We start from the raw sequence: 16,411 nt of genomic DNA on the forward strand, positions 1-16,411 counted from the left end.
CTAACCTGCGGGCCACAGCTAACGCTGGCGCAAGGCCAACGCCCAGCCAGGGCTAACGCGGGGGCGGCTAACCAGGCTAACGACCGGCGCAGAGCTAACCCCGGGGGGCCAAGCTAACGGGCGGCGCAGCGCTCACTGGTGGCGCAGCGCTAACCACAGGGCCACAGCTAACGCCTGGCACAGGGCTAACGCGGGCAGAGCTAACGGGCGGGGCAGGGCTAACCCCGGGAGCAGGGCCAGCACGAGGTGCAGCGCTTACGCGGGGCACGGCTAATGCGGGGAGCACGGCTAACCCTCAGGCACGGCTAACCGGCGGGGTCGGCGGGGCGGCCTACGCCTCTCCCGCCTCCAGCAGCCCATCGCTTGGCCGTCCGCCTTGGAGGCCCATGGTTTACCACCCAGGCGGTCGTGCCCGGCCGTTGCGGTGGGGAAGCGGGGAGGTCGGTAAGCGTCACCCTGGAATGTGGGTGACCAGCGACGGTGGGTGGAGCCCACCGTGCTGGCCGTAAAAACTGGAAGCCCTTCACCCCGTGCGAAGCCGCAAGCCCGTGTGAGGCCGTAAGCCTGTGCGGAGTTGTGGGCGTCGTGGAGGGATCAGGTTGGGGACGGGGTTGGGGTGGGGTCCTCGTCGGCGACGACGGTCAGGGTGGCGGTGTGTTCCTGGCCCGCGCGCTGGTACTTGATGATGATTTTGGCGCCCGGGGACTTGCTGCGGATCAGGGCGATCAGTTCGTTCCCGTCCTGCAGCGCCAGCCCGTCCATCTCAAGGATCACGTCGCCCGCCTTCAGCCCGGCCTTGCCCGCCGGCCCCTTGGCGTCCACCGGCTGCTGCCCGCCGGCGGGCTCCGAGGCGATGCGCACGCCTTGGCCCCGGTATTCCCTGTCCAGGACGATGCCGATCTTGGGGCGCTTGGCCTTGCCGGTGGTGATGAGGTCCTCCGCCACCCGCCGCGTCTGGTTGACCGGGATCGCGAAGCCCAGGCCGATGCTGCCGCTCTGGCTGTTGACCGAACGGCTCAGCGTGGCGATGGCCGAGTTGACCCCGACGACCTCACCCCTGCCGTTCACCAGCGGCCCGCCCGAGTTGCCCGGGTTGATGGCGGCGTCGGTCTGGATGGCGCTGATGTAGGCGGGCTCCTCGTTGCTGGCGCCGGTCTCGTCGCCCGCGATGACCGGGCGGTTGAGCGAGCTGACGATGCCGGTGGTCACCGTGCCCGTCAGGCCCAGCGGGGAGCCGATGGCGATGACCGGGTCGCCGACCACGACCTGGTCGGAGTTGCCGAGGGTGGCCACCGGGGTCCCGAACGACTCCTCCGGCTTGATCACGGCCAGGTCGGAGCCCGGGTCGCGGCCGACGATGCGGGCCGTCGTGGTCTTGCGGTTGCTGAACATGACCCGGATCTCACCGCCCTGGGCGGCCACGGCGACCACGTGGTTGTTGGTCACCACGTAACCGTCCTTGATCAGGAAGCCGGATCCCGACGCACCCTCGGTGCTGGTGCTGTTTCCGGCCTCGATCGAGACGACGCTGGGCAGGACGCGCGACGCCACGCCCGCCACCGAGTCGGGGTCCCGGTTGGTCGCGCCCGTGGGCACGGGGCCCAGGCTGTAGTTCGGGTCGTTACCGGAGCTGCTCGGTCTGGTGAGCAGGTAGGTGCCGACACTTCCGAGGATCGAGGCCACGACGGCGATGAGCGCGGCGATCGTGACGAGCGCGCCGGTGCCCGGTGGGCGTCGCCGTTCCGCGACGTGTGTACCACCCAGGCCATGCGGGCCGTGTGACCCCGTGGGCGGTGGCGCCCAGCCCGCTCCCATGCCGAGCGCCTGCTGCGGCGGCGGGGGCGGCGGCAGAGCAGGTCCGCCACGGGAACCTCCGAACGGGCCGCCCAGCGGACCACTGGGCGGCCCGCCGAAAGGACCGCCCGAAGGAGAACCGCCGGACCCGCCGGAAGGGCCGCCAGGCGTCTCAGGGGACGACTGGCCACCGAAAAAGGGACCATCGAAGGGCCGCGCGCCGCCGTCCGGCGAACCGAAGGAAGGACTCTCGAAGGGCCGCGCGCCGCTGTCCGGGGAGCCGAACGGAGGGCCCTCGAAGGGCTTCGCGCCGCCACCGTCGGGGGCCCCGAACGACGGCCGTTCGAAGGACGGCGTGTCAGATGGCGGGCGTTCGAAGGACAGGCTGTCAGACGGCGGGCGTTCGAAGGACGGGCTGTCAGATGACGCGGTGTCAGACGGCGGGCGTTCGAACGACGGGGGGTCGAAGGAGAAGGAGGGGGTGTCAAAGGAGGGGCGCTCGGACGACGGGCTCTCATACGAACGGGCCCCGCCGTCCGGTGGACCGAACGAGGGACCCTCGTAGGAGCGTGGGCCGCCGTCCGGCGAGCCGAACGCCGACCCGCCATAGAGCGGCCCGGACTGCGTCGTGCCGTCGTCGCCTGGCGGGCCGTAGGAGGGACCGGGCTGCGGCGGGTTGCCTGCCGGCTGGAAAGAGCCTGGCTGCGAGGGGCCGCCGGGGATCGGGAAGGCGTCGGTCCGTGGAGGGTTGCCGGGAGCCGGGGAGTCGTTGGGGGCGGGGAAGAAACCGGGCTGGGGCGAGGCGCCGGATGCGTACGGTGGCGGGCCCGCCCCCTCGGAACGGCCCGACGGGTCACCCCACGACGTGCCGAACGAGGCAGGCGGTTCAGGGCGCCGGCCTGGCTGTTCGGAGGAGTGCTCCGCGGGCAGGAAGTCCGGTCGCCCCTGTGGTTCGGGGGAGTCCGACGGCGTGCGTCCTTCGGTGGGCCGCGTCTCGTCGGTCATGTAAGTCTCACCACTCCTTGACTCGGCCACCGCAATCGTCGCCCCTGCGGCATACGAGGGTCATAAAGCATTTGTCAGGAATCGCCTATGACAAATCCCGAACCCAGATCGTATGCCCCGCGCACCGCTGACTACGCCAATCCGAGTGACCCCGGCATACCAGGGCATCAAGGCGTGGCGGTCGAAGGTGCGCTCGTCGGTGAGGTGCGAGCCTGCTGGAACAGCTCCACGGGCGGGGCCGGGTTGGTCTGGCCGACGCCGCTGGCGGCGAAGAAGGTGCCCAGCGCGACCGCGGCCGAGACCACTCCCACCGCGACATAGGTCGTGCGCCTGCGGCTAGCCCGTCCAGGGCCTGAGCCACCACCGGTCGCGTCCCTGCGCGGGCGGTTGTCCAGCGGGGCGATGCTGTGCGGCCCAGGGATGGGCACCCCACCGAACGTGCGGGAGGGAAAAGGGCGCTCCCTCGGCGGCAGCGGCCCTCCCGGCTCCGCCATCCGGAGCAGGGACATCGTCAGGTCGGCAGGCATCGCGGGGCCGTCGAGCGAGCGCAGGCGCGACTTCAGCGCCCGCATCGACTCGACCTCTCGCCTGCAGTCAGCGCAGAAGGTCAGGTGCGCCAGCGCGCGTTCGCGATCGGTGTGACTGAGCTCGCCGTCGACGAGCGCCGAAACGCGTTCTCCAAGATGAGCCATATCAGACTTCCTCCCCACGGATCACGGTCGGGGGGAGTTGGGTATTACGGGGGGCTCGATGTTCGAGCGCCTCCCGCAACTGCGCCCGGCCACGGTGAATACGGCTTCGGACCGTACCCAGCTTGACGCCGAGCGTGGCCGCGATCTCCTCATAGGACAGGCCCTCGATGTCGCACAGCACGATCGCGGCCCGGAACTCGGGGGCCAGCGAATCGAGGGCGGCCTGGATGTCGGGCTCCAAGTGGGCGTCGTCGAACGCCTGCGCCGGTGACGGCTCGCGACCGCGAAGCCGCTCGGCGGCGTCGTCGGCCAGCCCCTCGAAGCGGATGCGCTGCTTGCGCCGCGCCATGTCGAGGAACAGGTTGGTCGTGATCCGGTGCAGCCACCCCTCGAACGTGCCGGGGGTGTAGCTCGACAGCGACCTGAAGACCCGTACGAAGACCTCCTGGGTGAGGTCCTCGGCATCGTGGACGTTGCCGGTCAGCCGGTATGCCAGTCGATACACGCGTGCGGAGTGAGTCCGCACCACTTCCTCCCATGTGGGAGGAGTCCAGTCAGACGACACGGGAGTATCCGCCTGGTGGTCGCTTTCGTCCACCAGAACTCCTCTCTCTGGGACCACCGCTACCGCCATAGTGCCTGGTTTCGTCCCTTCGTGCGCACTGACTGCCTTCCGGACCGGCAAAGCCCGTTTAAACCTGCAACGCCTTAGGACCCTCTTGAGTTCCCGTCCCGGCGTGTCTCCCCTAGGCTGCGATCGGTGCCAATCACGTGTATGACCTTTTGCGACGATCGCACGAAAGTGGGGGGAGGAGGCCGATGACCAGTCCGGTGGAGGCCACTCTGGCCTATGCGGAGCAGTTCCATCAGGAGGATGAGATCCTGCACGCGGCGCGTCAGCGCGCGCTGGAGGTGGGGGCCACGCCTATCCTTCCCGGCGGTGGGGCTGCGCTTTGCTTCCTGGCCACCGCCGTGAACGCCAAATCCGTGGTCGAGATCGGCACGGGATGCGGCGTCTCGGGTCTGTGGCTGCTGCGCGGCATGCGTACGGACGGCACTCTGACGAGCGTCGACGTCGAGCCCGAGCACCAGCGGCTGGCCCGGCTGGCGTTCGCCGAGGCGGGCTTCTCCGGCGGGCGGGTGCGGCTCATCTCCGGCCGGGCGCTCGACGTGCTGCCGCGGCTGTCGGACGGCGGCTACGACATGGTGTTCGCCGACGGCGCGAAGCAGGAATACGCCGACTATCTGGCCGAGGCGGTCCGGCTGCTCCGCGTGGGCGGCATCGTGGCCTTCGACAACATGTTGTGGCACAACCGCGTGGCCGACCCCGCGCAACGCGACTCCGACACGGTCGCGCTGCGCGAGGTGACCAAGCTGGTGCAGTCGGACGACCGGCTGCGCTCGGTGCTCATGCCCCTGGGCGACGGCCTGCTGGCCGCCATCAAGGTCTCCCGCTAGAGCCGAGCCCGCTAGAGCCCGAGCCGCTAGAGCCGAGCCCGCTAGAGCCCGAGCCGCTAGAGCCGGGCTCCGGAGAGCCCGAGCGGGAGAGCCAAGGGGGACTCACGCGGTCGTCACACGGGCCGTCAGGCCCGGGTGAGCCACTCCAGCAGCAGGCGCACGCCGAACCCGGTGGCGCCCTTGCTCTGCGTGCCCTCGTCGGCCATGCTGCGCCCCACCCCGGCGATGTCGAGATGCGCCCACGGCCGCTTGCCCGCGAACTCCCGCAGGAACAGCGCCGCCGTGATCGACCCCGCGCCATACCTGGACCCGGACTCGACGTTGGTCATGTCGGCGATCGACGACTCCAGCGCGGGCACGTAGTCGTCGATCAGCGGCATCCGCCACAGCCGGTCGTCGCTGGCCTGCCCCGCCTCCACGAGCTGCTTGGCCAGCACGTCGTCGGAGGAGTAGACGGCGCCGATGCTGCGGCCGAGCGCGATGCTGATCGCCCCGGTGAGCGTGGCGATGTCCACGACCGCGTCGGGGTCGAGCTCGGCGTCGGCGTACGCGAGCGCGTCCGCCATCACGAGCCGGCCCTCCGCGTCGGTGTTGAGCACCTCGACCGTGCGACCGCCGTAGTGCTTGATGACGTCGCTGGGACGCTGGGAGGTGCCGGAGGGCATGTTCTCGGCGGCGGCGACCAGGCCGGTGACCCGCACCGGCGCCCCCAGCTCGGCCAGCGCGCCGAGCACCGCGATCACCACGGCCCCGCCCGCCATGTCGGTCTTCATCGCCTTCATGCCCTCGTTCGGCTTGAGCGACAACCCGCCCGAGTCGAACGTGATGCCCTTGCCCACCAGCACCACGTGGCGCTCGGCCGGCTCGGCGGGCGTGTAGGAGAGCTGGATGAGGCGGGGCGGGCTGGCCGAGCCCTGCCCGACGGCCAGGATGCCGCCGAACCCGTCGGCCCGCAGCTGCTCCTCGTCCCACACCCGGACGGCCACTCCCTGCTCGGCGGCGCGCTCGGCCAGCCAGGCAGGGTTCTTGACGGAGGAGGGCGTGTTGGTGAGGTCACGGGTGAGGGCGACCGCCCGCGAGACGGTCCTTGCCCGCCGCACCTGCTCCTCGTCCGCGCCCACCAGCACCAGCGACCGCACGGTCTGCTTGCCCGGTTCGCCGATCTTGAAGGAGTAGGCGGCCAGCAGCGCCGCCTCCGCGAACACCGCGTGGTCGCCGGCCGGCACCACCACGGTCAGCGCCTCCCGGCCCTTGGCCCTGCGGGTGAGAGCGGCGGCCGCCTTGCGCAGGGCGCCGGGGGAACCGTCGCCCACGCCGTAGAGCAGCACGCGGCCCGCGCCACCGGCCCGCGCCACCGGAACGTCGACGATCTCCCCCGCCTCCCCCTTGGCCTCGTAGAGCGCCAGCAGGTCGGGCACCGGCAGGTGCAACTCGATCGCGTGTGCGGGGTTGAGATCGGCGGCGTAGGGAACGGCAAGCAGCTCGGCGTCGTCGGGAACTTCGGCGACCACCGTCGCAGTGGTCTCAATGGGCACGGAAACATCTCCTCGAACATCAGCGACCCTGGCGCCGGACTACGCCAGGGTCGTACAAACAAGTGTCTCTCGGGAGCTCTCAGCCGACGACGTTTTTCAACGCCTCGCCGAGCGCCTTCGCCTCGTCGGCGGAAATCTCCACGACGAGCCGGCCGCCACCTTCGAGGGGGACCCGCATGACAATGCCGCGCCCTTCCTTGGTGACCTCGAGCGGACCATCGCCGGTCCGCGGCTTCATCGCCGCCATGCGTGCATCCCTTCCTGCCTTGGGCTCCCGCGGCCCGCGATTTCCGACCTCCCGTGGGGGGCGGTCGGCGCATTCACGTCTTCTGTGATGTCCTATTCTCCCGCATCGAGAGCGCTCATGGGTAACGATCTCCTCCCAGAATGCGTTGTCGAGCCAGGAGATGGCGGCCAAACTGGACTCCGTGCACGCTCGCGCCGCTCTGTTCGACCTCTATGGAGACCACCTGCGTTCCCGGGGTGGGCAGGCGTCCGTCGCCGCGCTCGTCAGACTTATGAAACCACTGGAAATCGCCGCTCCCGCCGTGCGCACGGCGGTTTCCCGGATGGTGAGACAAGGCTGGCTGCGGCCGATCCGGCTTCCGCAGGGAGCCGGCTACGGGGTCACGCCGAAGTGCGTCAGGCGGCTGGACGAGGCCGCACTGAGAATTTACCGAGCCGGCGCGCTCACCTGGCACGGCCGCTGGCACGTCATCGTGCTGGAGCCGGTGCGTGAACGGCCACGCCGCGAACGCCTCAGGGCCGACCTGACGTTCCTCGGCTACGCGTCGCTGTCAGAGACGACGTGGATCGGTCCACGCTCGTCGATCGAGCTGGACAATCTGCTCGAAGCCGAGGAGGTGCGGGCCGACAGGTTCGACGCGGCTCTCGAAGGCGATCCGCGCGAGCTGGTCTCCCGGGCATGGGATCTGACCGCCATCGGCGAGGCGTATGAGCACTGGCACGCCGACGCTGTCACGCTGATCAGCACGCTGCCCGAGGGAGCACCGGCGGACCAGGTGTTCGCCACACGGAGCAGGCTGGTGCACGGCTGGCGCAACTTCCTGTTCCGCGACCCCGGCCTGCCGCCCGAGCTGCTGCCCGCGGGCTGGCCCGGCGAGAAGGCCAGGGCCTACTTCGAGCAGGAGGCCGCCCGGCTGCTGCCCGCAGCCGCCGCGTTCGTCGACAGGGAGTTGAATTGATCCGCTATGACGTGGCCGAAGCCGTCGCCACCATCACCCTCGACCGCCCCGACGCCATGAACTCGCTGACCGTCGAGACCAAGCAGGCCCTGCTCGACGCGCTGCGCCGCGCGGCGGGCCACCGCGAGGTCAGGGCCGTGCTGCTCACCGGCTCGGGCCGGGCCTTCAGCGCCGGTCAGGACCTGCGCCAGCACGCCGACAACCTGGAGGCGGGCCGCGGCCTGGACGACACCGTCCGGCGGCACTACAACCCGGTCGTCGAGCTGATCGCCACCATGGCCAAGCCGGTGGTGGCCGCGGTCAACGGCGTCGCCGCCGGCGCGGGCGCGTCCCTGGCCTTCGCCTGCGACCTGCGGATCGCCTCGGAGAAGGCCAAGTTCGCGCTGGCGTTCGCGGGCATCGGCCTGGCCCCCGACTCGGGCGCCTCGTGGACGCTGCAGCGCCTGGTCGGCCAGGGCCGCGCCGCCGAGCTGCTGCTGCTCGGCGAGCCGCTCGACGCGGCCCGCGCGCTGGAGCTGGGACTGGTCACCCGTGTGGTCCCGGCCGACGACCTGCTGAAGACCGCCCACGAGCTGTCGGTACGCCTCGCGCACGGCCCCACCCTGGCCTACGCCGCCACCAAGCGGGCGCTGGCCTATTCCGCGACGCACTCGCTGCCCGACTCCCTGGCCGTGGAGGCCGACCTCCAGGACGCCTGCGTGGCCACCAGGGATCACCTGAACGCCACGCATGCCTTCCTCAACAAAGAACGCCCCACCTTCAACGGCGAGTAACGGACCCACGACGCTCCGGATGCGATATTCCTGGCGCCATGCAGCACTCCGACGCCTCACTCGCGCCCGCCCCGCACGACTTCGAGGCCCTGCGCGCCGCCGCCGTCGACCTGCTCACCGGCGGCGCGATCGACGTCGGCGACCCGGCCTACGCCGGGCCGCTGGCCAGGCTGAGCACGACGGCGGCGGACTGGCTGGCCCAGCTCATCCCCGCCGCCCTGTGGCCCGACCTGCCGCTCGAAGGCCGTCCTGGCAACGTCACGGGCAGCTACGCCCGGCTGCGCCTGATCGTCACGGCCTGGGCCACACCGGGCACCGCACTGCACGGTGACGACGCCGTCGTGGCGAAGGTGCTGGACGCGCTCGACCTGCTCCACGACCGCCACTACAACGAGCACCTCCCCGAGACGGGCAACTGGTGGTTCTGGGAAATCGGCACGCCGGCCGAGCTGTCGCGCACGTGCGTGCTGCTCGGCGACCGGCTCGACGCGGGCAGGCTGGGCTCATACCTGGCGGCGATCGACCGGTTCTGCCCGGACGCCGACTGCCGGGCGGGCAATCCGGAGGCCGGCGAGAGCGGTGCGAACCGGGCCGACAAGGCCGCCATCGTGGCCTTCCGCGGGGTGGCAGGGCGCAGCTCCGGCAAGCTCGCGCAGGCCCGCGACGGCCTCTCGGACGTGCGTGGCGGCGGCCGGCACAGCCTGTTCGGCTACGTGGAGTCCGGTGACGGCTTCCACCGCGACGGCTCGTTCATCCAGCACGGCGACGTCGCCTACACCGGCTCCTACGGCCTGTCCCTGCTCACAGCGGTCGCCCAGACGCTCGCGCTGCTGCGCGGATCGCCGTGGGAGGTGACCGACCCGGGGCGGCGGGTGGTGCTGGACGCGGTGGAGGGCTCCTTCGCCCCGTTCGTGCACGACGGGCTGCTGATGGACACGGTCAGGGGGCGGGCCGTCACGCGGCAGGCGTTCTCCGACAGCGTGGCCGGGCACGCCGCGACCGGGGCCGTGCTGCTGCTCGCGCAGAGCGCGGAGGAGCCGTACGCGAGGCGGTTCAAGGAGCTGGCCAAGGGGTGGATCGAACGTGGCGGGGCGCGTCCCTACCTGGACCACGCGGACGTGCCGGAGACGCGGCGGGCGATCGCCGTGCTGGACGACAAGACGCTGGAGGCCGCGCCCGGGCCCGTCGGGCACTTCGTGTTCCCCTCGATGGACCGGGTCGTGCACCGGCGGCCCGGCTGGTCGTTCGCGGTCAGCATGTCCTCGCGGCGCATCGCCGCCTACGAGGCGATCAACGGCGAGAACCCGCACGGCTGGTACACCGGCGACGGCATGACCTACCTCTACGCCGGCGACCCCGGCCACTTCGGCACGGACTTCTGGCCGACGGTGGACCCGCGCCGGCTGCCCGGGATCACGGTCGACACCCGCGCCCGGGAGAACCTGTCCTTCCGCGCCCACCGCCCGGCCAACGCGGTGGCCGGGGGCGCGGTGCTCGACGGCCGCTACGGCGCCGCCGCCATGGAGCTCCTCGGCGACGGCGTGACCCTGCGGGCGCGCAAGTCGTGGTATTTCCTGGACAACGCCGTAGTGGCGCTCGGCAGCGGCATCACCAGCCTCGACGGCCGCGTCATCGAGACCGTGGTGGAAAACCGGGCCACGGACGCGGAGCCGTACTTCGGGGACGGCTGGGCGCATCTGCCGGGCGTGGGCGGCTACGTGTTCGACGGGGCGCACGCCGTCGTGGAGACGCGTACGGGCCGGTGGAGCGACATCAACACGGACGACGACACCGCCGGCGCCCGCGACCCGGTCACGCGGCGCTACGTGACGTTCTGGTTCGACCACGGCCGCGGCCCCGTGGACGAGTCCTACACCTACATCGTGCTGCCGAACGCCACCCGCGAGCGGACCCGGGCCTACCGCGGCCGGCGACCGGTGCGGGTGCTGGTCAACACCCCGCGGGTGCAGGCCGTGCGGACGGGCTCGCTGATGGCGGCCACGTTCTGGGGACCGGCCGAGGTGGCGGGCGTGGGGGCCGACGCGCCGTGCCTGGTGCTCATGCGGCGCACCGGTGAGCGCGTCGCCCTGGCCGTGGCCGACCCGAGCTGGACGGTGGACGTCGTGAGGCTCACGCTCGACCGCCCGGCACGCGGCATCGCCCGGTGCGACGACACCGTCACCGTGGAGCCGGGCAGGCACCCCACCGTCAGCTTCCGGCTCGGCGGGTCGCGCGGGCGCACCCACACCGCCGAGCTCAACGTGTACGCGCCACGCAGCCCTCGAGGTGATCATTGACCAGGCCGATGGCCTGCATCAACGCGTAGGCCGTGGTCGGCCCGACGAACCTGAAGCCGTGCCGCTTCAGCTCCTTGGCCAGCGCCTTGGAGCCCGGGGTGGTGGCCGGCACGTCCGCCATCGTCCTCGGCACCGGCGCGTCCGGGTCGGCGAAGCTCCACACCAGCTCCGACAGGCCGTCCGGCAGGTCGAGCGCCGCCCTGGCGTTGTTGATCGCCGCCTCGATCTTGGCGCGGTTGCGGACGATGCCGACGTCGCCGAGCAGGCGCTCCACGTCCTGCTCGGTGTAGGCGGCGACCTTGGGGATGGAGAAGCGGTCGAACGCGGCGCGGAAGTTTTCCCGCTTGCGCAGGATCGTCAGCCACGACAGGCCCGACTGGAACGCCTCCAGCGCCACCCGCTCGAAGACCTCGTCGTCGCCCTTGAGCGGGCGGCCCCACTCCTCGTCGTGGTAGGTGAGGTAGATCGGACCGCCGCCGGTGGCCCACGAGCAGCGGATGGACTCGGTCACGAACGCTCGTCCCCGTCCTTGCCCACCGTGGCGGCCGCACTCCGGGGCCCGTCCCCGTCCCGGTCCTCAGACTCGGTCGCACCCTCGTCGTCGCGCTCGGCTTCCTCCTCGGGCTCGCCGGACTTTTCGGCCGGGGGGCCGTCGTCCCGGGGTTCGGCGCGCGCGTCGACGTCGGCGCCCGGGGGCACGCGCCACTCCGGGTCCTCCGGCGCGTGGCTCAGCTCCACGTGGCCGTCCCAGTCGACCGCCGTGCCGCTCGCCGTCACGGGGTCGCCCGCCTCAGACAGCTCCCTGGGCGCGGCAGGGGCCTCGGGCTCGTGGTCGGTACGCAGCCCCGCCCCGGGCCCGGCGTAGACCTCCTGGCGCGCGTAGAGCCGGTTGGACAGCAACTCGGAGACCCGCTGCTCCAGCACCGCGATGCGGGTGTCACGCACGCTGATCGCGGTGGCGGCCCTGCGCAGGGTCTCGTCCACGCTGGCGGTGTGATAGCCGACCAGGTTGACCGGCAGATGCAGCGCCATGAAGTCGACCGCCGTGAGCTGCCCCGCCTCCGGCAGGTCGAGAGGCGGCACGTCCGGCGGGAACTCGGTCAGCTCACCGCCCCTACCGAGCGAGACCAGGACCACGCACGCCAAGATGGCGATGGCGGCGATGGCGAGTATGACCAGCACATTGGCATCGTACTCACACCACTGGGGCACGAGGTCCCGCACTTGCCGCGGCCGGTGCGTCTCCGGACGCGGCGGGCACGGTGACCGCGCAGGTCACGATGCCCGCGCGGGCCGTCAGCCGGTGGCCTCGCCGAGTTCCGCGACGCTCGGCCTGACCGGCTGGGGGCGGGCCTCCAGGTGGGTGAACGCCTCCTCGACGGTGGTGGTCCAGGAGATCGCGTCGAAGGCGGCGGCGCGGGTGAAGCCCTCGTCGTACAGGCCGGTCACGAGCTGCCTGAGCGGGACGTACAGGCCCCAGGGGTCGAGGATCACCAGGGGGCGGTCGTGGATGCCGATCACTCGCGCGGTCCAGATCTCGAAGAGCTCCTCCAGCGTGCCGATGCCGCCCGGCAGCACCAGGAACGCGTCGGAGCGGGCGTCCATCAGGCCCTTGCGCTCGCGCATGCCGGGGGTGACGATCAGCTCGTCCGACTCCTCGTCCGCGACCTCGATGTCCACCAGGACCTGCGGGATCACGCCTATCGTGCGTCCGCCGGCGGCGCGGGCGGCCGAGGCGACGGCGCCCATGCAGGAGACCTTGGCGCCGCCGCTGATCAGGGTGTGGCCGCGCTTGGCGAGCTCGGTGCCGACCTGTCCGGCCAGGTCGAGGTATTTCCGGTCGATGTGCTGGCTCGAAGCGCAGAAGACGCAGATGTTCACGGGAGGCAGCCTATTGGGGCTCGGCGTACTGGGCCGCAGCGGCCTCCAGCTCCTCCTGGCGCTGCTTGGAGCGGGCCCGGTCGGCGTCCACGATGATGCGCACGGCCTCGTCCACGTCGTCGGTGACGGAGATCAGGTCGAGGTCCTGGGGGGCGATCTTGCCGGAGCCGAGCAGGGTGGCCTTGATCCATTCGAGCAGCCCGCCCCAGAACTCCGAGCCGAGCAGCACCACGGGGAAGGAGGTGACCTTGTTCGTCTGGACGAGGGTGAGCGCCTCGAACAGCTCGTCGAGCGTGCCGAAGCCGCCGGGCAACGTGATGAAGCCGCAGGAGTATTTGACGAACATGGTCTTGCGCACGAAGAAGTAGCGGAACTCGATGCCAAGGTCCACGTAGTCATTCATGCGCTGCTCGAACGGCAGCTCGATGCCCAGCCCGACCGAGACCGCGCCGTCCACCTCCTGCGCGCCCCGGTTGGCGGCCTCCATGATGCCGGGACCTCCGCCCGTGATCACGGCGTAGCCGGCCTCGGCCAGCGCCCGGCCGAGCGCCTGGCTCGTCTGGTAGTCGGCCGAGCCCTCGGGGGTGCGGGCCGAGCCGAACACCGTGACCGCCGGGGGAAGCTCGGCGAGCTGGCCGAAGCCCTCCACGAACTCGGCCTGGATGCGCAGCACCCGCCACGGGTCCATGTGCACCCAGTCGGAGGGTCCCTGGCGGGCCAGCAGGCGCTCGTCGTGGGTGGAGGTGGGGACCATGCTGCCACGGACGACGGCCTGGCCTTGGCGGCGTTCTGGACGGGGATGTTCCATGCGCGTCACGCTAGTCCTCTTCGCTTACTGCCGCGAAACCCCTGGTAGATGGGGGAAAGCGGCTTCCTGAAAAATCTTGGAAATTGCAGGGAACCAGATTTCGGCCGGCCTGCGTCTAATCGGCGAGGGTGCTGCTCGGGACTGAAAGTGGCTTTCCCCGCCAAATGGCCGGCGAGGAAAGCCACTTTCATGTGGGGGGTCGGTCGAGCGGGGCTCAGGCGGAGAGCCAGTCGAGCATGGCCCGCTCGCTCTCGACGATCTTCGACAGGGAGACGTATTCCCCCTGCTGGTGTGCCAGGTTCGGATCGCCCGGCCCGTAGTTCACGGCGGGAACCCCCAGCGCGGAGAACCGGGCGACGTCCGTCCAGCCTAGTTTGGCCCGCGGGGTGCCGCCGACGGCCGCGGTGAAGGCGGCCGCCACCGGGTGCGTCAGCCCCGGCCTGGCCCCGGGCGCGGCGTCCACGAAGCCGACCTCGAAGCCGTCGAACACCTCCCGTACGTGCTCCTGAGCCTGCTCGATCGACAGGTCGGGGGCGAAGCGGTAGTTGACGGTCACCACGCACAGGTCCGGGATGACGTTGCCCGCCACCCCGCCCCGCACGCCCACCGCGTTCAGCCCCTCGTGGTATTCGAGCCCGTCGACCACCGGCAGCCGCGCCTCGTAGGCGTTCAGCCGGGCCAGCACCGGCTCGATCCCGTGGATGGCGTTGACCCCGAACCACGACCTGGCGCTGTGGGCGCGCTTGCCCGGCACGGTGACCTCGACGCGCAGCGTGCCCTGGCAGCCGCCCTCGATCACGCCGTCGGTCGGCTCCATCAGCACCGCGAAGTCCGCCGCGAGCCAGCCGGGGTGGTCCCTGGCGACCCTGGTCAGACCGTTGCGCTCGGACTCGACCTCCTCGCAGTCGTAGAAGACGTAGGTCACGTCCCGGTTCGGGGCGGGCAGGGTGGCCGCCAGCTTGAGCGCGACCGCCACGCCGGCCTTCATGTCGGAGGTGCCGCACCCGTACAGGAGGTCGCCCTCCACCCGGCTGGGCAGGTTGTCCGCGACCGGGACGGTGTCGAGGTGCCCGGCGATCAGCACCCGCTCGGCCGCGCCGAGGTCGGTACGGGCGACGACCGTCTCCCCTGACCGTTCGACCTTCAGGTGCGGCAGCGCGGTCAGGGCCCGCTCGACCGCGTCGGCCAGCGCCCGCTCCCCGCCGCTCACCGACTCGATGTCCACGATCGCGGCGGTCAGCGCGCGTACGTCCTGCGTCAGATCAAGCATCACGTGTTCACTCCGTGTTCGCGCAGCACCTCGTTGAGCGCCGCCTTGTCGTGCCGTTGCCCCGGCTCCAAGCGCTTGATCACCAGCACGCACGGCAGTCCGAACGTGCCGCCGGGGAAGTCCTTCTGGCGGGTGCCGCCGACGGCCACGCTCCAGTCGGGGACGCGGCCGCGGGCCAGCTCCTCCCCGGTCTGGACGTCGATCACCGGGATGGACGCCGACAGGATCGTTCCAGCGCCGACGACCGCGCCCCGGCCTACCCGGGCGCCCTCGACGATCATCGCCCGGCTGCCGATCAGCACGTCGTCCTCCACGACGACCGGGACGGCGGTGGGCGGCTCCAGCACGCCGCCGATGCCTGAGCCACCGGACAAATGAACATTTTTCCCTATTTGGGCGCAGGACCCGACCGTGGCCCAGGTGTCGACCATCGTGCCGGAGTCCACGTACGCGCCGATGTTCGTGAACGACGGCATCAGCACCACGCCCGGCGCCAGGTAGGAGCCCCAGCGGGCGATCGCGCCCGGCACCACCCGCACCCCGTCGAACGAGCTCTTCAGCGGGTGCCTGTCCTGGTGCTGGAAGTCCCCGACCTGCGTGCGGGCCAGGCCCAGCACCTTGAAGCTGAGCAGGACGGCCCGCTTGGCCCGCTCGTCCACGACCACCTCGCCGTCGACCAGGCGCGCGGCCCTCGCCTGCCCTCTGTCGAGCAGGTCCACCGCACTGACCACGAGGTGGCGTGCCTCTACGTCGGCCGGCGACAGCTCCGCGCGGCGCTCCCACAACTCGTCGACGACCGGGGAGATCGGTGACGAGGTGCTCACGTGACTCATGGCCACGGAGCTTATCCGGCCAGGTAGGTTTCTCAGGGTGCGCATGCGCTTCTCCCGTGGGGTCATCACCATCGCGATCATCGTGGTCGTGCTGGCCGTGGCGGTCTCCGTGGGCCTCTACCACCTGCTGAAACGGGCGACGCCACTGGCCGTGCCCGAGGCGCACTGCACGGTCCGCACGCCCGAGGGCGAGCTCTACCTCTATCCGGAGCAGGCGCAGATCTCGGCCACCATCGCCGCCGTCGCGGCCCGGCGCAGGCTGCCGGAGCGGGCCGTGGTGATCGCGTACGCGACGGCGTTGCAGGAGTCCAAGCTCTACAACCTCGACTACGGCGACCGCGACTCGGTCGGGGTGTTCCAGCAGCGCGAGTCGCAGGGCTGGGGCAGGAAAAAGCAGCTCATGGACCCCGTCTACGCCACCAACAAATTCTTCGCCGCCCTGGTCAAGGTGAAGGACTACCGCAAGATGCCGCTCGCGGAGGCGGCCCAGGAAGTGCAGCGCTCGGCGGGCGGCTACGCGTACGCGCAGCACGAGCAGGACGCCAAGATCCTGGCCGCCGCCTTCACCGGCCGCGTCCCCCAGTCCCTGCACTGCTGGTATCCGCCGGGCAAGGGCTCCCCGCCGCCGCCCCGGGCCGCGGAGGCGCGCAAGCAGCTCTCCAGGGCGCTGGGCAGCATGGCCATCACGACCAAGCGGCGCGGCTGGCTGATCGCCTCGTGGTCGGTGGCGCACGCGGAGAAATACGCGCTGAGCCACGTCGCCTACGGCGGCCTCACCTGGTCCAACGACATGGAGCTCGAAGGCTGGCAGGCCGGCGGCAAGGCGGGCGACCGCGAGGTGGCTCTCTCCTGACCCGCGT

General features: G+C 71.1%; 16 protein-coding genes. 5 read left to right on the top strand and 11 right to left on the bottom strand.

Annotation, left to right across the window (positions count from 1 at the left end):
• Window positions 1-594 precede the first annotated feature (594 nt).
• The 3 genes from BLS95_RS16950 to sigE form a co-directional block, all read right to left on the bottom strand.
• Window positions 595-1,683, bottom strand: a complete 1,089-nt coding sequence (locus BLS95_RS16950) for a S1C family serine protease (RefSeq protein ID WP_176993231.1) — start codon at window positions 1,681-1,683, stop codon at window positions 595-597.
• Between the two features lie 1,283 nt (window positions 1,684-2,966).
• The gene (locus BLS95_RS16955) at window positions 2,967-3,491 is read right to left on the bottom strand and encodes an anti-sigma factor family protein (RefSeq protein ID WP_090932241.1); all 525 of its coding nucleotides are present in this window, start codon (window positions 3,489-3,491) and stop codon (window positions 2,967-2,969) included.
• Window position 3,492: 1 nt separating this feature from the next.
• The gene (gene sigE / locus BLS95_RS16960) at window positions 3,493-4,125 is read right to left on the bottom strand and encodes an RNA polymerase sigma factor SigE (RefSeq protein WP_090932243.1); all 633 of its coding nucleotides are present in this window, start codon (window positions 4,123-4,125) and stop codon (window positions 3,493-3,495) included.
• A gap of 185 nt (window positions 4,126-4,310) precedes the next feature.
• Here sigE and BLS95_RS16965 point away from each other — a divergent pair, with 185 nt between their 5' ends.
• Complete coding sequence (locus tag BLS95_RS16965; protein ID WP_090932245.1) at window positions 4,311-4,949, top strand: O-methyltransferase; 639 nt, start codon at window positions 4,311-4,313, stop codon at window positions 4,947-4,949.
• Between the two features lie 125 nt (window positions 4,950-5,074).
• Here BLS95_RS16965 and BLS95_RS16970 read toward each other — a convergent pair whose 3' ends face one another.
• Window positions 5,075-6,484 (bottom strand): leucyl aminopeptidase, encoded by a 1,410-nt coding sequence (locus BLS95_RS16970; RefSeq protein ID WP_176993232.1) that lies wholly within the window; start codon window positions 6,482-6,484, stop codon window positions 5,075-5,077.
• Window positions 6,485-6,563: 79 nt separating this feature from the next.
• Window positions 6,564-6,731 carry a DUF3117 domain-containing protein gene (locus BLS95_RS16975; protein ID WP_020545024.1) on the bottom strand — a complete coding sequence of 56 codons (168 nt, stop codon included), beginning with the start codon at window positions 6,729-6,731 and terminating at the stop codon, window positions 6,564-6,566.
• A gap of 160 nt (window positions 6,732-6,891) precedes the next feature.
• Between BLS95_RS16975 and BLS95_RS16980 the strand changes: the two genes are divergently transcribed.
• From BLS95_RS16980 to BLS95_RS16990, 3 genes are read left to right on the top strand one after another with little or no spacing between them, the layout of a single operon-like run.
• Window positions 6,892-7,689, top strand: a complete 798-nt coding sequence (locus BLS95_RS16980; RefSeq protein ID WP_218135814.1) for a PaaX family transcriptional regulator — start codon at window positions 6,892-6,894, stop codon at window positions 7,687-7,689.
• On the top strand, window positions 7,686-8,462 hold the full coding sequence (locus BLS95_RS16985) for an enoyl-CoA hydratase-related protein (protein ID WP_090932249.1): 777 nt from the start codon (window positions 7,686-7,688) through the stop codon (window positions 8,460-8,462). The genes BLS95_RS16980 and BLS95_RS16985 overlap by 4 nt, the downstream gene beginning before the upstream one ends.
• Before the next feature lie 38 nt (window positions 8,463-8,500).
• The gene (locus BLS95_RS16990; RefSeq protein WP_090932251.1) at window positions 8,501-10,759 is read left to right on the top strand and encodes a polysaccharide lyase 8 family protein; all 2,259 of its coding nucleotides are present in this window, start codon (window positions 8,501-8,503) and stop codon (window positions 10,757-10,759) included.
• On the opposite strand, the gene BLS95_RS16995 is transcribed toward BLS95_RS16990, so the two are convergent.
• The 6 genes from BLS95_RS16995 to BLS95_RS17020 form a co-directional block, all read right to left on the bottom strand.
• Complete coding sequence (locus BLS95_RS16995; protein WP_090932254.1) at window positions 10,719-11,270, bottom strand: DNA-3-methyladenine glycosylase I; 552 nt, start codon at window positions 11,268-11,270, stop codon at window positions 10,719-10,721. The genes BLS95_RS16990 and BLS95_RS16995 overlap by 41 nt on opposite strands.
• On the bottom strand, window positions 11,267-11,941 hold the full coding sequence (locus tag BLS95_RS17000; RefSeq protein ID WP_090932256.1) for a hypothetical protein: 675 nt from the start codon (window positions 11,939-11,941) through the stop codon (window positions 11,267-11,269). Before BLS95_RS17000 ends, BLS95_RS16995 begins: the two co-directional genes overlap by 4 nt.
• A 114-nt stretch (window positions 11,942-12,055) precedes the next feature.
• Window positions 12,056-12,640, bottom strand: coding sequence for an LOG family protein (locus BLS95_RS17005; protein ID WP_090932258.1), 585 nt, complete (start codon window positions 12,638-12,640; stop codon window positions 12,056-12,058).
• Between the two features lie 10 nt (window positions 12,641-12,650).
• Window positions 12,651-13,448, bottom strand: a complete 798-nt coding sequence (locus tag BLS95_RS17010; RefSeq protein WP_090932260.1) for an LOG family protein — start codon at window positions 13,446-13,448, stop codon at window positions 12,651-12,653.
• A gap of 214 nt (window positions 13,449-13,662) precedes the next feature.
• Complete coding sequence (gene dapE / locus BLS95_RS17015) at window positions 13,663-14,718, bottom strand: succinyl-diaminopimelate desuccinylase (RefSeq protein WP_090932262.1); 1,056 nt, start codon at window positions 14,716-14,718, stop codon at window positions 13,663-13,665.
• Window positions 14,718-15,551: a 2,3,4,5-tetrahydropyridine-2,6-dicarboxylate N-succinyltransferase gene (locus BLS95_RS17020; protein WP_090932264.1), complete on the bottom strand. Its 834-nt coding sequence runs from the start codon at window positions 15,549-15,551 to the stop codon at window positions 14,718-14,720. The genes dapE and BLS95_RS17020 overlap by 1 nt, the downstream gene beginning before the upstream one ends.
• 43 nt (window positions 15,552-15,594) lie before the next feature.
• Between BLS95_RS17020 and BLS95_RS17025 the strand changes: the two genes are divergently transcribed.
• Entirely contained in the window at window positions 15,595-16,404 is an 810-nt protein-coding gene (locus BLS95_RS17025) for a hypothetical protein (protein ID WP_090932266.1), read from the top strand.
• The last annotated feature ends 7 nt before the right edge of the window (window positions 16,405-16,411 follow it).

The sequence above is a fragment of the Nonomuraea jiangxiensis genome, from assembly GCF_900099965.1.
GTDB lineage: Bacteria > Actinomycetota > Actinomycetes > Streptosporangiales > Streptosporangiaceae > Nonomuraea > Nonomuraea jiangxiensis.

Coding starts and splice junctions, on each gene's coding strand:
- BLS95_RS16955 (WP_090932241.1), bottom strand. CDS start 3,491: ATGGCTCATCTTGGAGAACGCGTTTCGGCGCTCGTCGACGGCGAGCTC.
- BLS95_RS16965 (WP_090932245.1), top strand. CDS start 4,311: ATGACCAGTCCGGTGGAGGCCACTCTGGCCTATGCGGAGCAGTTCCAT.
- BLS95_RS16990 (WP_090932251.1), top strand. CDS start 8,501: ATGCAGCACTCCGACGCCTCACTCGCGCCCGCCCCGCACGACTTCGAG.
- dapE (WP_090932262.1), bottom strand. CDS start 14,718: ATGCTTGATCTGACGCAGGACGTACGCGCGCTGACCGCCGCGATCGTG.
- sigE (WP_090932243.1), bottom strand. CDS start 4,125: ATGGCGGTAGCGGTGGTCCCAGAGAGAGGAGTTCTGGTGGACGAAAGC.
- BLS95_RS17025 (WP_090932266.1), top strand. CDS start 15,595: ATGCGCTTCTCCCGTGGGGTCATCACCATCGCGATCATCGTGGTCGTG.
- BLS95_RS16980 (WP_218135814.1), top strand. CDS start 6,892: ATGGCGGCCAAACTGGACTCCGTGCACGCTCGCGCCGCTCTGTTCGAC.
- BLS95_RS17010 (WP_090932260.1), bottom strand. CDS start 13,448: ATGGAACATCCCCGTCCAGAACGCCGCCAAGGCCAGGCCGTCGTCCGT.
- BLS95_RS16975 (WP_020545024.1), bottom strand. CDS start 6,731: ATGGCGGCGATGAAGCCGCGGACCGGCGATGGTCCGCTCGAGGTCACC.
- BLS95_RS17020 (WP_090932264.1), bottom strand. CDS start 15,551: ATGAGTCACGTGAGCACCTCGTCACCGATCTCCCCGGTCGTCGACGAG.